This window comes from Lentibacillus sp. JNUCC-1, assembly GCF_009741735.1.
Classification (GTDB): Bacteria; Bacillota; Bacilli; order Bacillales; family Amphibacillaceae; genus Lentibacillus_B.
The window spans coordinates 1,920,063-1,936,407 of record NZ_WHOH01000001.1; the positions used below are offsets into that span (position 1 = coordinate 1,920,063).

General features: G+C 42.6%; 8 protein-coding genes, 2 tRNA genes and 1 rRNA gene. 8 read left to right on the forward strand and 3 right to left on the reverse strand.

Going from position 1 to position 16,345, the window contains the following annotated elements:
* The first annotated feature begins 18 nt into the window (after positions 1–18).
* The gene (locus JNUCC1_RS09020) at positions 19–7,113 is read left to right on the forward strand and encodes a Cna B-type domain-containing protein (RefSeq protein WP_197431680.1); all 7,095 of its coding nucleotides are present in this window, start codon (positions 19–21) and stop codon (positions 7,111–7,113) included.
* A gap of 57 nt (positions 7,114–7,170) precedes the next feature.
* Here JNUCC1_RS09020 and JNUCC1_RS09025 read toward each other — a convergent pair whose 3' ends face one another.
* A complete protein-coding gene (locus JNUCC1_RS09025; protein ID WP_156645118.1) occupies positions 7,171–10,218 on the reverse strand; it encodes a hybrid sensor histidine kinase/response regulator in 3,048 nt (1,015 codons plus the stop codon).
* Between JNUCC1_RS09025 and JNUCC1_RS18675 the strand changes: the two genes are divergently transcribed.
* Together JNUCC1_RS18675 and JNUCC1_RS09030 are read left to right on the forward strand one after the other, a co-directional pair.
* On the forward strand, positions 10,201–10,425 hold the full coding sequence (locus tag JNUCC1_RS18675; RefSeq protein ID WP_231784099.1) for a hypothetical protein: 225 nt from the start codon (positions 10,201–10,203) through the stop codon (positions 10,423–10,425). The genes JNUCC1_RS09025 and JNUCC1_RS18675 overlap by 18 nt on opposite strands.
* Positions 10,391–11,461, forward strand: coding sequence for an Mrp/NBP35 family ATP-binding protein (locus tag JNUCC1_RS09030; protein WP_156645119.1), 1,071 nt, complete (start codon positions 10,391–10,393; stop codon positions 11,459–11,461). The genes JNUCC1_RS18675 and JNUCC1_RS09030 overlap by 35 nt, the downstream gene beginning before the upstream one ends.
* 28 nt (positions 11,462–11,489) lie before the next feature.
* Here JNUCC1_RS09030 and gerD read toward each other — a convergent pair whose 3' ends face one another.
* Positions 11,490–12,134 carry a spore germination lipoprotein GerD gene (gene gerD, locus JNUCC1_RS09035; protein WP_156645120.1) on the reverse strand — a complete coding sequence of 215 codons (645 nt, stop codon included), beginning with the start codon at positions 12,132–12,134 and terminating at the stop codon, positions 11,490–11,492.
* A 177-nt stretch (positions 12,135–12,311) separates the two neighbouring features.
* Between gerD and JNUCC1_RS09040 the strand changes: the two genes are divergently transcribed.
* The gene (locus tag JNUCC1_RS09040) at positions 12,312–12,956 is read left to right on the forward strand and encodes a KinB-signaling pathway activation protein (protein ID WP_156645121.1); all 645 of its coding nucleotides are present in this window, start codon (positions 12,312–12,314) and stop codon (positions 12,954–12,956) included.
* Between the two features lie 34 nt (positions 12,957–12,990).
* Here the strand turns inward: JNUCC1_RS09040 and pdaB are convergent, their stop codons facing one another.
* Positions 12,991–13,755: a polysaccharide deacetylase family sporulation protein PdaB gene (pdaB, locus tag JNUCC1_RS09045; protein ID WP_156645122.1), complete on the reverse strand. Its 765-nt coding sequence runs from the start codon at positions 13,753–13,755 to the stop codon at positions 12,991–12,993.
* Between the two features lie 190 nt (positions 13,756–13,945).
* On the opposite strand from pdaB, the gene JNUCC1_RS09050 reads away from it, so the two are divergent.
* The 4 genes from JNUCC1_RS09050 to JNUCC1_RS09065 all read left to right on the forward strand — a co-directional run bounded on the left by JNUCC1_RS09050 (position 13,946) and on the right by JNUCC1_RS09065 (position 16,329).
* Positions 13,946–14,152 (forward strand): hypothetical protein, encoded by a 207-nt coding sequence (locus JNUCC1_RS09050; protein WP_156645123.1) that lies wholly within the window; start codon positions 13,946–13,948, stop codon positions 14,150–14,152.
* Positions 14,153–14,475: 323 nt separating this feature from the next.
* Positions 14,476–16,042 (forward strand): 16S ribosomal RNA (locus tag JNUCC1_RS09055).
* A gap of 115 nt (positions 16,043–16,157) precedes the next feature.
* Positions 16,158–16,234, forward strand: a tRNA-Ile gene (locus JNUCC1_RS09060).
* A 22-nt stretch (positions 16,235–16,256) separates the two neighbouring features.
* A tRNA-Ala gene (locus tag JNUCC1_RS09065) sits at positions 16,257–16,329 on the forward strand.
* The last annotated feature ends 16 nt before the right edge of the window (positions 16,330–16,345 follow it).

Below are 16,345 nucleotides of genomic sequence, written 5' to 3' on the forward strand. Positions count from 1 at the left end.
AAAAAGGGGGACCAACACATGAACAAGAGATTAAGCATATTATTCATTTTCATGCTCTTGTTTCAATCTATTTCGGGCGGACTTGTCTTTGCAGAAGGAGCGAAGGGAAGTTCTGGAGACAGTATTTTCACCGATGTCCAGCTGACGGATAGTGAGAACAATCCAGTCAGCGACGAACAGTCGCCTGAAACTGTAAATGTACACATAGCCTGGACACTGGAAAACATAGCGATTGAGGATGTGAAAGATACATATACGCTTTCCCTTCCGGAGCAATTGCAGATTGAGGGAAAACAGCAGGGCGATGTTATCTATGAAGATAATACGCTCGGTTCATATGAACTTTCTGTCGAGGGGGTTCTAACTGTATTACTTAACGATATTCATGAAGAATACGAGCATGCTTCAGGGGAGATTGTAATTGATCATGTTCCTATGAGGCAGGCACAAGAATCCGAACAGGATCCAAACGAGAAGTCGGGTACTTCAGATGACAAAACTGAGGATGAAACAAGTGTATCCAAAAAAGAAGCTTCCGAAGATGAGGGACAATCAAATGACGATCAATCCGAAGCTGATAGCTCTTCCTCTGATAAGCGGGAGGAAAGCAACCAAATAAACATAGATAAAAACCAGGAAAAAGGGGAGAAAGAACAAAAGCCTACTGAGGAAAAAAAGTCTAAAAATGACTCAGAAGCTAAAAAAGACAAAGAGAGAACGATAGGTACTTTTGCAGAAATACAAGAAAATATATTTACGTTCAAAAGCTTGACGTATGACGGCGAGGAGATTGCAGATGGGTCCATTATCGACATTGGTGATGGAACAAAAGTGGAAATTGAGTTTAAGTGGGATACCGAGGGACTTGATGTTAAAAGCGGGGATACCGCTTCAATGCAGTTGCCAGATGTGTTTGAACAAGTCTCCACACCTGAAAAGAATATAGTTACAAGTGGTATCACTGTTGGTACTTATAGTATTCAAGATGGTGAATTGAAGTTTGTATTCAATGATAAAATTGAAGATGGTGATGTATCCAACGGAAAAGTCGGGTTAAATTTAGACTTCAATTTACAAAAGTTTGAAGAAGATATCGAACAGGTCATTGATTTTAATGATTCAGAGGAAACAACATTAAACGTTGTGGCAAAACCTAATAAAACTGCCAGTAGCATTACGAAAGAAGGACATCCGGATCAAAAACACAATGCAAGTGAGATTACATGGACCGTTGATGTCATCAATAATAGCGAAGAAACAGTTACTGACGCTACATTGAATGATTCTTTACCAGATGGCCTGGGTTTACCGGAAAATCTTGTTGTAAAATCATTATCAACTGATTTGGATGGTAACAAAGTAGTAGGAGATGAAGTAAATACCTATTCTGGTAATATCACAGATGGTATAAAATTTGATGAGTTGAAGCCGTTCAAGGGTTACCGTGTGGAATATACTACCCCTATTACTGATAAAGATAAAACAGAATTCACAAATGATGCTTCATTCTACAATGGCATTAAGGACCTACCTGCATCAGCTACTGTAGATGGACTAACAACAAGTAACCCAATTGAAAAATCTGGTAAATATAACGATGAAACAGGTCAAATTGATTGGACCATTGTTGCCAATGAGAATGGAACAGATATTAACAATGTTATTATTGAAGATGAGCTACCAGATGCGTTAACACTCGTCAAAGAGACATTGAAAGTTAATAAATATGTTGATGGTTCTCAATCTGAAGTAATAGAAATTGGCCCGGCTAACTTCCCAATCGAACTTGGAGAAACAGCTGCAAATGAACATTATGAAATCAAATTTAGTACAGACATTGATTACACAGCCGTTAACGAAGGTAATTACCAGAAAACAAATAGCTTTACAAACACCACGACATTAAAAGATGGAAAAGATGAACTTGGTGACGATGGTGCCACAGTGGACTTTGACAGGGAACCCCTTTTAGAAAAAGCGGGTAAATCCAATGTCGACTATGATAATAAAACATTGAGCTGGACAATCGATGTCAACAAGGCAAAGCATCCATTTGGTGATCTTACAATTACAGATACTATTCCAGATGGTTTGAGCCTCGCAGAAGATGATATTGAAATCACCGATGAAGACGGAAATGATTTTCCTGCAGAGAGTATAGACATCGATCAAAAAGAAGTTACTATCAATCTTAGTGATGTTGGAACAAAGCATCTGACAATAGAGTACACAACAGATATTGAAAAATTTGATGTAGATAATTTTAAGAACACCGTTTCAATAGGTGGAGATGGCATCGGTGAGGGTGATCATGATACAGGTCACGAAATTACTCCACCAGGAAATAGTTTCGATAAAAACTTTGAAGGTATCGATTATAATAAAAAGACCATGGATTGGTCTCTTAAAGTAGATCCAAAAAGAGAAGCGATAACTGACCTTGAAATTACGGATACTTTCCCAAATCAGGGAATGATTCTAGACGATGACTCTGTAGAGGTTAATCATTCCAATCAAGATAAATCTTTAGTGAAAGGAACAGATTATACTTTAGAGCCAATAGGTGAAGGCTATCAAAAAGGGTTCACCATCAAACTTATAGGTGACTTCTCATCGTTGGATAAAGGATATTTAACCGTCGATTATACAACTTCCTATGATCCTGAGTTTGAAGTCGGTGGTAATACTTTGGACCCACACGTGAATACAGAGGGAAATGAACAGGTTTATGTAAACAAAGCAAACTATCAAGGAACAACGGAAAATGGTAATGGATTTAATGAGGATAGAGAAGCCGATACTATAGTCAGAGAAGATTCTTGGAACAGCGGTAAAAAAGAAGGAAAGCTCGTTAATGTAGATAGTGATGGCAATTTAGAAGACGGCTGGCAAAGCGGTTCAGAAAGAAAAATAGCCTGGCAACTATATACAAACTACCAAAAACAAAACCTTGGTGATAACGTAGAAATTACAGACACACTGGACTATAAAGGTGAAATTGATGAGGACAGCATCAAAGTTTCAACGTACGATGTAGATTCCGGTGGTAAAACAACGATCAATGAAGATGATGTATTAGATTCATCCAAATATACTGTAAATGTAACTGGCGATGAATTTACATTGACGTTTGATGAAACAGTAGAAAAGCGTTACGTTGTGGAATTCTTAACAACCGTACCTGATATTTCTCAGGAAAGATATACCAACAAAGCAACCGTTAAAGTTGGAAGTGATGAATACCCGTATTCTGGAACAGTAGATTATAAAGAATATGACCATTTTCTGGATAAATCAGCAATTGGCCAAGAAGGTTCTGATGTCTACATTGGTGATGAAATCGATTGGGAAGTCAATGTAAACGACAGCTTGTCTGTAATCGAAAATCCAGAAATAATAGATACGATTAGTGCTGGACTGGAATATGTCGAAGGCACACTCGAAGTTTCAACTAAAGATGGGAAATCATTAAGTGAGGGAACAGATTACACTCTAACAAAAACAACAACAGAAGCAGGGGAAACCGTTCTTACCATTGAACTCAAGGAAACCTTAGATCAAGCATTAACTCTTAACTACACAACAGTCGTCACTGCCGAAGATGGAGATACAGTGAACAATAAAATTTCTTTAAACGGTGAAAACATTGAGACCGAAACGATCACTTCGGAAGAACTCACTGCCGAGCAGTTCAGTTGGGTAGAGGGAGAGTTTAATGAAAATCGCGGAGCTTTGCAGATTACTAAAGTTGACTCTGAAACAGGAGATCCCATTGCCAACAACCCTGCCACGTTTGAGTTATATTATAATTTAAACGGTGAGCGTGTACAATTTGGTGATCAGTATCAAACTGATGAGAACGGACAACTTCTAATTGGTAATTTGCCGCTTAGAACCTATTATGTAAAAGAAGTAGAGGCACCGACCGGCTACATCATCGATGGAACTGAACAAGAAATTGATGTAACCGACCCATATGGTTCTGAAGAAAACGTTTATGAGATGGAGTTTACAAACACTGTAGAGAAAACAGACATTTCCGTTACAAAAGAATGGGAAGATGCCCATGATCAGGATGGTGCCCGCCCAGATTCTGTAGATGTTCAGTTGTTGGCGGATAATGAACCGATAGGAGTTAGTGAGGAACTCTCGGAAAAGAACGATTGGACCCATGAGTGGAAAAATTTAGATGAATATCAGTCTAATGGAGATAAAATTAACTACACTGTCGAAGAAGTCGACGTACCTGAAGGATATAAGTCTCAAATTGATAAGGCTGACGATAGTAACATAACCATTACAAACACTTATGAACCGAAAACGATAGATGTTTTAGTTTCCAAAAAATGGGACGATGCAGAGGATCAGGATGGCTTTCGTCCGAACAACGTCACAGTTAACCTGCTGAATGGCAGTGAAGTTGTGAGAGAAGTAAAATTAAATAAAGATAACGGATGGCAGCATACATTCGCGGATTTGCCGAAGTTTGCTGATGGGGTGGAAATTGATTACAGTGTAACAGAGGATTCTGTTGGGCATTATTCAACAGACATTGTAACGACCAATACAGAGGAAGGTTTAAGCAGTGTCATAACAAATTCCTATACTCCTGAAAAAACAACTGCAACTGTCACGAAAGTCTGGAAGGACGGAGAGAATCAAGATGGCAATCGTCCAAAAACAGTTACAGTGCAATTGCTGGCAGATGGGAACCCGCATGGTGATCCGGTAGAAGTTTCCGCCACAGATAGCTGGACATACACGTGGAAAGGGCTTGACCTGAAATCGGATGGAGAACCAATCGAGTACACAGTTGAAGAAAAGGGAGTTTCCGAAGAGTATGAAGTGAGTCTTGATAATAAAGACCATGGAAACTTAGTCATTACCAACGCTTATGAACCAGAAACAACAGAAATATCAGTAGCAAAATCTTGGGATGACAACAGTAATCAAGACGGCGTTCGTCCAGATAATGTAACAGTTAATTTACTGGCTGACGGCGAAGTTGAAAGAACAACTGTGTTAAATGCAGAGAAGGGGTGGAAGCATACGTTTACAGATCTGCCTGTAAATGAGAACGGTGATAAAATTAAGTACACAGTTACTGAGAACAATGTTCCAGAATACAGTTCATCAATTGAAGTAGACCCAGAATCAGAGAATGGCTATGTTGTGACAAACACACATACACCTGCTGAAACAAGTGCTACAGTTACAAAAGACTGGAATGATGAGAGGAACCAGGATGGCAAGCGTCCAGAAAGCATCGAGGTTCAATTAACAGCGGATGGTGAGCCAGTTGGAGAAACGGTTACCTTGTCTAAAAAAGATAAGTGGTCGCATACTTGGAACGGACTGGACCTGTATGCTGATGGGAAAGAGATTGATTATTCAGTGAAAGAACTGGATGTTCCAGAAAAGTACACTGTCACCGTTAATGATAAGAATCATGGAAACATAATCATTACCAATAGCTATATACCTGAAAGGACAGAAGTTCCTGTTATAAAAATATGGGATGATGCTGATGACCAAGACGGAGAACGTCCTGCACACATCAAACTTAATTTACTGAATGATCGTGGAGAAATTGTCAAATCCGCAGTCGTTCAAGAACAAGAAGGCAATGAATGGGAATACACTTTCACGGATATACCGAAGTACGAGAAGGGTAAGGAAATCAACTACCGGGTAACAGAAGACTTTGTTTCAGATTACTCTACAACCATTGAAGAGAACCCGGAAGCGGAAAATGGATTTGTAGTTAAAAACGCTTATACCCCTGAAAAAACAAGTGTTACAGTTACAAAAGGCTGGAATGATGAAGAGAACCAGGATGGAAAGCGTCCGGAAAGTATTGATGTTCAATTAACAGCTGATGGTGAACCAGTTGGAGAAGCGGTTACCTTATCAAAAGCAGAAAATTGGACGCATACCTGGAGCGAACTGGACCAATATGCTGATGGCGAAGAAATTGACTACTCAGTGGAAGAACTGGATGTTCCAGAGGCGTATACTGTAACAATTAATGATAAGAATCATGGAAACATCATGATTACCAACAGTTATACACCTGAAAAGACAGAAGTTCCTGTAACAAAAACGTGGAAGGATGATGATAACCAGGACGGTACTCGTTCAAAGGCTATCACTGTAAATCTCTTGGCAAACAGTAAAATTGTCGACACAGTTGTTGTAACTAAAACAGATAACTGGAAGTATACCTTTACCAACTTATCGAAATACGAAGCTGGTGAGGAAATAGAATACACAATAACAGAGAATGCTGTAGAAGGTTACGATACCACTATTGGTGGTTACAACATCGTAAACCTCCGCGTCGGCGAAACTGAAGTGATGGGTGAAAAAACGTGGTTGGATGATACCTCTGAAGTTCGCCCTGATACTATTACCGTCAATTTGCTGCAGAACGGTGAAAAAATCAGTACTAAAGAAGTGACAGCAGAAGATGACTGGGCATACAGCTTTACCGACCTCGAAAAGTTTGACGAGCAAGGTGTGGAATACGAGTACACAGTTGAAGAAAAACCAGTTGATGGTTACAAAACAACCATCAACGGCTTCGATATCACAAACACTCGGGTAGGCTTAACGGATCTTGAAGTGTCTAAGACTTGGAAAGGTGATACTTCAGAAGATCGGCCAGATGCCATTACTGTTGACTTGTTGCAAAATGGTGAAGTGATTAAGACGGTTGATATCACATCTGATATGGATTGGACGCACACATTTACAGAACTGGATCAGTACGATGACCAGGGTGGCGCATATGTGTACTCAGTCCAGGAGCATGAGGTCAAAGGTTATACTTCAATGACTGAAGAAGTAGACGGTGGATTTGAAATTACGAATACACTAGACGTGACACCGCCTGAACCAGAAGATCCAAAAGACCCTCAGGACCCTGAGGATCCAAATGATCCTGGCGACCCAGGCAGCCCAACTGACCCAAGCGATCCAAATGATCCGAATCAACCGGATAACACATTGCCAAAAACGGCAACGAACATGTTTAACCTGCTAATCATCGGGCTTCTGCTTGCTGCAAGCGGAATAACTTTGATGGCATACAGAAAACGTAGAGAAGCATAAAAAAAGAAAAGGCCGGGCCCCAGAACTTTAATTCCAGGAGGCCCGGCCCTTTTTATATCATTTCGGAATTATGAAGCGCATTTTAGTGCCTTTTTCTTTTTGGCTTTGGATGATCAGACCGTTTCCGAATTGTTGTTTGAGTCGTTTGTTTGTGTTGGCGAGGGCGACGGAACTTCCATTTTCCGATCCTTCTTTTAGAAGAGACTGTGCTTTCTCTTCATCCATTCCTACACCGTCATCTTCTACTTCGACGACCCAATGGTCATCTGTGTCGAGCGCTCTAATCCAAATGGTCCCGCCAGCCGGCCGTTTCAGGATGCCGTGTTTGACGGCATTTTCAACGAGTGGCTGGATTGAGAGTGGCGGAATGAGGATGGTGCCGTGCTCATCAATCTTCCATATCACTTTCACACGGTCTTCAAACCGCGCCTGTTCAATATATAAATAAGCCTTCATTAAATCGATTTCTGCATCAATGGTGATCAGGTCTTCTGTGTTAAAGAAATCAACACTCTTGCGTAAATAATCGCTAAAGGCATCTAAAAGTTGGATCATCTTGTCGTGGTCCACTTCACTTAATGCCGCGATGGTGTTGAGTGTGTTAAACAAGAAGTGGGGCTGAATCTGGGCTTGTAGCCAGGAAGCTTCAGTTCTGAGTTGTCTTTTGACTGCGTATTTCAGCGATGTCAGAGCTGCTGCGCGTGCTTTAAGCTCTACAGCTGTGACGGGTTTTGTGACGTAATCATTTGCGCCCGCTTTAAAGCCCGTATCAATGTCTTCTTGCTGCTGTCGGGCGGTGAGCAGAATTACTGGTAATTCTGCAATGGTATATGTTTTGCGTACCTGTCGGGTGAATTCATACCCTGACATTTCCGGCATCATGACGTCTGAGATGATCAAGTCCCATTCGCCTTCTTTAAGAAAGCCAAGAGCTTCGGCACCGCTGCTGGCACTGGTTACCTGATAGTCTTCGGCCAGAATCTGATGAAGGATTTGCTGATTGACAGGGTCATCTTCCACCAGCAGCACTTTAGCCCGTTCATCCAGTGTGCCTTCAGTATCATCTGGATTATGCGCAAATGCCCCTTCATTACTTGTAGCGGCTGTTTCGGCTATCGCAACCTTCTCGTTTTTTCCTGCTTCAGCGAGTGGAAGGGAGAATGTAAAGGTGGTTCTTTTTCCAGGCTGTGACTCTGCCATAATAAAGCCGCCGTGAAGTTCAACCAATTGGCGGCAAATGGATAGACCCAACCCGACCCCTTCTTGTACATGGTTTGTACTCTGTTCTTGTTCATAAGGCTGAAAAATGGTTTTCAGATGCTTGGGCTGTATACCAATTCCGGTATCCGTAACATGGATAAGCGCCATTGATGTCTCATCATCGACATCGGCTGAAATCGTAACCGTGCCTGAATTGGTAAACTTAATGCTGTTGTGGAGCAGGTTAAACATAATTTGTATCACACGGTTCTCATCTGCATAAATCTCTGGAAACGCGGAATCTATTTTCATCTTAAATGTAATCGGCTTATGTTGTGAGAACGTCCGGGTCATATCAACTACTGCTGTTGCAAGTGCACTTAGATTAAAACGGACGGGGTTCAATCTGATGCTTTGATCTTTAAGCCGTGTTGCATCCAATAGGTCATTTAAGCTAAATGTCATACGTTGGGCGAGCTGACGTAGTGTATTGAGCTGTTGGTAATCATGAGTCGATTGCGCTTTCTTATCTTCCAGGACCGAGTCGGCAATATTGACAATCCCCTGTAACGGTGTTCGTAATTCATGTGATGTGTTGGCCAAAAATTCATCTTTTCTGCGATCGGTCTCTTTCAGTTCTTCGGTCTGTTGCTTATTCAGATCCATGACACGAATATGTCTTCGGAATAAAAGCAGTGCGATAACGAAGATGGAGACAATGAAATCAAATGGGTAGTACGGAATTGTTATGGCCCCTGCTTTAATGCCCGCTCCCCAAAGAACATTGGAGCTGTAACTTGTAATAAAAAGCAAAATAAGCATAGCGTCAGGGAAACCTCGTCGCACAGCTTTAATGGTTTGATAGAATAAAAATGTAATGGCTGTGAGATAATAAATCGCAATCATATTTATCAGGTATGTATAATGCTCAAACGGGACTAGAAGCTGTCCGAGACAAAATAAGCCATATAAAAAGTACAATACATAATAGAATCGTGTTTTTAATCCGAATAAGTGCTTAATGAATAATAACATCGTGAACAACGTGGTGTTAAATAACAACAAAAGCAGCTTGTACTGGGTTTCCAGCTGCAGCGGCAATTGAACAACGACTTCATCATCAATTAAGATTGCAATTGTTGACAATATCAGCATGACTCCGTAATAAAGCAGTTCCCGTTGAAATCTACCTTTCCCGAGAAGGAATATGGCAAACGCATATAAACTATGCATGAGGTAAAGAATGCTCACTGCAATTTGTAAGGTTGTTGAATGATTCATCTCTTGATAAACAGCCGTTTCTGTCCCGATTTTTACTGCCTCTTTTAACCCGCCGGAAAAAGGAATCTCAAAATTGGATGTGTGAATGATCAGATCAATTTCATCAGCATTTGAGTGGAATGGGACAACGAAAGGTCCTTTTTCAGTGTTCCCAGCACCCTTTTCTGTGTCCACAGCGTTCTGGTGCCCCACCAACTCACCGTTAATGTATACTTCGGCAGCAGATGAAATGCTCATGAAACGCAAGCCATAAAAGGTTTGATCATCATCCGGCAACTGAATAGACAGCCGGTAACTGCCATAACCATATGCAGGCTCATCCCCCTGTTTGTCCACCACTTGACGCCAATCCCCTGGTACGTCAACACCGTTTGCTGATTGCAAAGGTTTATTAGGTTTGACGAAGGTATTAGGATAAAATCTCCATTGGCCGTCTAAGGAGTAGAGATGATTGTCAGTAAAGCTCATATCACTTAAATCAATTATTCCATTTTCGGCTTTCGGTCCGTCAATCGGCTGATGATAGAAAAGCCACCCAAGCCGGAAAGATGAAAGCAAAATCAAAAAAATGATAATGGTTAAGAAGATGTTCTTTTTTGACATGATTTGATTGGTTTGATTCATAGTGTGTCCCCCGGGTCATGCTTCGTAACTCAAGTATACGAGACCAGTGACTATTTTGCACCCTATGATTCGTATCACTTAGAAAATACAGTGTTTATGTTATACTTGGACATGAAGGTCAAGCTGGCGATGTTTGATCTTGACAGATGGCTGAAAGGGATGGTGAATCAGATTGTTGACGAAAGAAGAAGTAATAGATCTGCTTAACCCTGTAAAGGACCCATTTTTACATAAAACGCTTGAGGAAACTGATGGAATTGTCAGTGTTACCGTCAAGGAAGAGAAAAACCATGTGAGTGTTAAAGTGGGCATTTCCAAGCTGAACACTGGTGAGCAGATGCAGATGCAGCAGGAGATCGTCCAGATTTTGAAGAAGAATGGGGCGACAACAGTTGGTTTAAGATTCGAACAGCTCCCTGATGAAGTGATTCAGAAATATCAGGATACAGCTGGCGATGATAAAAAAGATACCATACTTGGCGGCAGTTCACAGCCGACGTTTATAGCAGTAGCAAGTGGCAAGGGCGGTGTGGGTAAATCCACTGTCACGGTAAACCTTGCTATGGCGTTGAAGCGGCTGGGTAAGCGTGTCGGGATAATTGACGCGGACATTTATGGTTTCAGTGTACCGGATATGATGGGCATCGAATACCGTCCGGCTGTTCGCGGAGAGAAGATTATTCCGGTTGATCGCTTTGGGGTGAAAGTCATTTCCATGGGTTTCTTTGTTGAAGATAATTCACCGATTATCTGGCGCGGGCCGATGCTCGGCAAAATGATTAATAGCTTCTTTTCGGAAGTGGAGTGGGGCGATCTGGACTACCTACTTCTCGACCTGCCACCAGGAACAGGAGATATTGCAATGGACGTCCATGACCTCCTGCCATCCTGTAAAGAAGTTATTGTGACAACCCCGCATCCGTCTGCAGCATTTGTCGCAGCACGTGCAGGGCAGATGGCACTCAAGACAGAACATGAAATACTCGGTGTCATTGAAAATATGGCATATTATGAAAGCAAGAAGACCGGAGAAAAAGAATACGTCTTCGGTAAAGGCGGCGGAGAGAAGCTTGCTGAAGTTCTCGGCACAAAAGTACTCGGTCATCTTCCGCTCATGCAGCCCTATGAAGATGAAGATGAATTCGCACCATCTGTTTATCAGCAGGACCATCCATTAGGTCAGGAGTACCACAGAATGGCGTCAAAAATTGTTGCGAAAATTGAAGAAGCGGAAGAAGTATAAAAGGAAGGGCCCAGCCCTTCCTTTTAGCTTATCCGCCTTCTGAACCGCTTCCACCTCCACCTTCTCCACCACTTCCACCGCCTTCAGGTTGCTCTTCTTCCTTCTTTCCTCCGCTTTCTTTCCCAGCTGCTTGTTTTTCGGCTGCTTTTAGCAAGATATCTTGCATCTTTGCTTGAAATGTCGGGGTTTCCAGTGTCTTTTGGATCGTTTCCTCTAGATGGGCGCTGAATTCCTGACTTTTAATCACAGTCAAGTATTGCTCGGTCATTTTTGGATCCTTTAATATTTCCAGCATTTGTTTTTGAAACTCCGCATCTTGCATTAAGGCTTTCATGAGCTCCTTTTGTTCTTTAGACATGGATTCTGCATACTTTTTAACAAACTCCGGGTCCTCGAACAACTTCTTCCACATTTCAGCCCCCTTTTCGGAAGCCATGGATTCGTTAATCGCATTTTTAACCATATCCGATTCCATCACGAGATGCTGTTTCATTTTTTCATCTGATAAAATTTCATTAAGGGCTTTTTTGCCATCTTCTGTCTGTAATATGTCAACGACCATTTTTTTCGTCGTCTCATAATCGGCTTCTTTTGCTGACTCACCTTCTCCTCCACATGCGGAGATAACGATGATGGATAAGAGAGACAGCGACATGATGATTTTGCGTATCATCAAATGGCCTCCTTTTCTTGGCAAACGCATAAAAACAGGCGTGTACCGTGTCTTCATATTTTTAATATGAGTTTTTACGGGAAGAATATGCACGTATCACGGGAAAAAACGTGCTGTTCGTGTTAAAATGGAACGAAGCATGACTACATAGAGGATATTCGGCAGGAGGATTATACATTGAACAGTCGCAAGCTTGTTGGTTTATTTTTTAAAACATTATTAATTGGCGGCATAACAGGTCTCATCACAAGCTTTTTTGTCAATACAGATGGTATTTATACAACCTATCTAGATCCGGTTAATGTCAAAGAATTGATCGGGTTGGTTATTTTTTATACAGGATTTGGATTTTTATCGAGTGTGGTAAGCCAGACGGGATTTTTTGCTTATTTGTTTATTAACCGCTTCGGACTTGGGTTCTTTAAAGGCATGTGGCCGGCTGTACAGGTTCTCCTAATTGCGTTCGTTGCATTTGATCTTGTTTATTTTCCGTACCAGGAAACTAAGGGTGAAGTGGCACTTTATTGGTATATCTTAATGAGTGCGGCGATTGTTGGCTATGGGTTGATCATTGCTAAAATTAAGGCCTCGCAAACGAATCAGCGGGCATTTGTACCAGCGCTGTTTCTTATGGTCGTGATGACTTCTGTAGAATGGGTTCCCGCACTGCGGGCAGAAGGAACAGACTATGCATGGCTGATGATCGTTCCTTTATTGGCGTGCAACACCTACCAATTGCTCGTTTTGCACAAATTGACAAGAGATGAACATGGGCAGCCTATTGAAACGAATGGCAAAAATCAACAGACAAATAAAAAGTAAAACGAACCGCTCCATTGCAATGGAGCGGTTCGTTTCATTCAATCATTTCTGACTCTGCATGTGCTTGACTCATCAATTCTGATATAGGTACAAATTGAAAGCCTTTCTTCTTCAACCCTGGCAGAATGGCATCGATTGCTTCAGACGTCTGTTTAACGGCATCAGAGGCATGCATCAGGATGATGTCCCCATTGCTCGTGTTCTTCATAACCGTATTCACGATTTTTTCTGTGCCTGGATTTTCCCAATCATTTGGGTTCACGTTCCAATGGACAACGTCATACCCCATCTGATCTGTCAACTCAAGAATTTCTTGATCAAACTGGCCATTTGGCGGTCTGAGGAGTGTAATGTCTTCGTATCCAAGCTTCCGGAAGATTTCTTTCGCGTGACGCAAATCCTTTTGAATCTGCTCTTTTTCCATTTCAAGATAACTTTTATATCGATACCCAAGCATTCCAATCTCATGCTTGCCATCACTAATTGACTCCAAAATATCCGGATGTTTCTCTGCCCATTCACCACTTATGAAAAACGTCGCCTGTACTTGATGCTTCTCAAGCAGATCGAGAATATCGTGCACCCGTTCCTCACCCCAGCTGATATTAAATGTTAAAGCAATGGCATTCTCATCTGAATCCCCTTTTGAAAGTGCTGCAGGCTGAGCTGTTTGATTAGACAGGATCGACAAAGTTCCGTTACGTTCAAACCAAATAAACAGCGCTGCAAACAATGCAAAAACAACAATCACTGATATCCGTTTCCATTTATTTAACCTGATGGTATAAAAGTGATCCATTCATTGTGCCCCCCTCGGCTTGTCCTTATTAAAAACTTATGAAGAGAACAGGTGTAATATGAATTCCTATTGGGATAAGATATAAAAATTTCCTTAAGAATGGATAAAGTACTCATTAAATGGGTAGAAGTAAATGTATGTGTAAGGAACAAGGAAATTATATAACGTATTCTCAAAGAGGTGATGGAACATGCTGGGTCTATTAATTAATGAAGATGAACAAAAAGAAATGACATATGTTCTCCAACGTGAACTTGATGAACTGTTATTCGATTTGAACGATGAACGAATTGATAGGACTATAAAAGAAGCGATGGAGAAAAGATATCGTGTGTTATTCCAACTATTCAAGCGCGTAGCCCCTGAACAAGAGTGCTTAAGATACATACCTAAGTAATTTCAATCATTTTTTTTAATCAAACTGTTGATTTAGCTTTTTTAATATGGTATAGTATTTTCTGTTGCCGTTATTGATGTGGCTTTTGAAAAAAGAAATAAAATTTATTTTCAAAAGTTATTGACAAAAAAACGCAGCCATGATAAATTATATTTCGTCGTCAAAAAACGACATATTATTTGCTCCTTGAAAACTGAACAAACAACGAAGCAGATGTCTGTAAAACAGATGTCAGAGGTAAGAAGTTTTAAACTTTAAACCCTGAATCAATTTTTTGAGAAGCTAAGACCGTTCATCGATTGGTGTCGATGAACACCCAAACTTTTATGGAGAGTTTGATCTTGGCTCAGGACGAACGCTGGCGGCGTGCCTAATACATGCAAGTCGAGCGCGTGAAGCAGGCAATTGCCCTTCGGGGCATGCGCCTGTGGATCGAGCGGCGGACGGGTGAGTAACACGTGGGCAACCTGCCTGTAAGACTGGGATAACTCCGGGAAACCGGAGCTAATACCGGATAACACCTTTCATCGCATGGTGAGAGGATAAAAGATGGCCTTTGGCTATCACTTACAGATGGGCCCGCGGCGCATTAGCTAGTTGGTGGGGTAAGAGCCTACCAAGGCGACGATGCGTAGCCGACCTGAGAGGGTGATCGGCCACACTGGGACTGAGACACGGCCCAGACTCCTACGGGAGGCAGCAGTAGGGAATCTTCCGCAATGGACGAAAGTCTGACGGAGCAACGCCGCGTGAGTGATGAAGGTTTTCGGATCGTAAAGCTCTGTTGTCAGGGAAGAACAAGTGCCGTTCGAATAGGGCGGCGCCTTGACGGTACCTGACCAGAAAGCCCCGGCTAACTACGTGCCAGCAGCCGCGGTAATACGTAGGGGGCAAGCGTTGTCCGGAATTATTGGGCGTAAAGCGCGCGCAGGCGGTCCTTTAAGTCTGATGTGAAATCTTGCGGCTTAACCGTGAGCGGTCATTGGAAACTGGAGGGCTTGAGTGCAGAAGAGGAGAGTGGAATTCCACGTGTAGCGGTGAAATGCGTAGAGATGTGGAGGAACACCAGTGGCGAAGGCGACTCTCTGGTCTGTAACTGACGCTGAGGTGCGAAAGCGTGGGTAGCAAACAGGATTAGATACCCTGGTAGTCCACGCCGTAAACGATGAGTGCTAGGTGTCAGGGGGTTTCCGCCCCTTGGTGCTGAAGTTAACGCATTAAGCACTCCGCCTGGGGAGTACGGCCGCAAGGCTGAAACTCAAAAGAATTGACGGGGGCCCGCACAAGCGGTGGAGCATGTGGTTTAATTCGACGCAACGCGAAGAACCTTACCAGGTCTTGACATCCTCTGCTAGCGCTGGAGACAGCGTGTTCCCTTCGGGGACAGAGTGACAGGTGGTGCATGGTTGTCGTCAGCTCGTGTCGTGAGATGTTGGGTTAAGTCCCGCAACGAGCGCAACCCTTAACCTTAGTTGCCAGCATTTAGTTGGGCACTCTAAGGTGACTGCCGGTGACAAACCGGAGGAAGGTGGGGATGACGTCAAATCATCATGCCCCTTATGACCTGGGCTACACACGTGCTACAATGGATGGAACAAAGGGCAGCGAAGCCGCGAGGTGTAGCAAATCCCATAAAACCATTCCCAGTTCGGATTGCAGGCTGCAACTCGCCTGCATGAAGCAGGAATCGCTAGTAATCGTGGATCAGCATGCCACGGTGAATACGTTCCCGGGCCTTGTACACACCGCCCGTCACACCACGAGAGTTGGCAACACCCGAAGTCGGTGGGGTAACCTTTATGGAGCCAGCCGCCGAAGGTGGGGCCAATGATTGGGGTGAAGTCGTAACAAGGTAGCCGTATCGGAAGGTGCGGCTGGATCACCTCCTTTCTAAGGATATCTAGCATAGATGCCCGTCAAACGGCATCACAGCTAAATTAACGGAAAGACATCACTTCGTTTGTTTGTTCAGTTTTGAGGGAGTAAATTTCTCATTATATTGAATGGGCCTGTAGCTCAGTTGGTCAGAGCGCACGCCTGATAAGCGTGAGGTCGGTGGTTCAAGTCCTCCCAGGCCCACCATTCAATTATATATATTTCACATGGGGCCTTAGCTCAGCTGGGAGAGCGCCTGCCTTGCACGCAGGAGGTCAGCGGTTCGATCCCGCTAGGCTCCATTTTTGTACCTTGAAA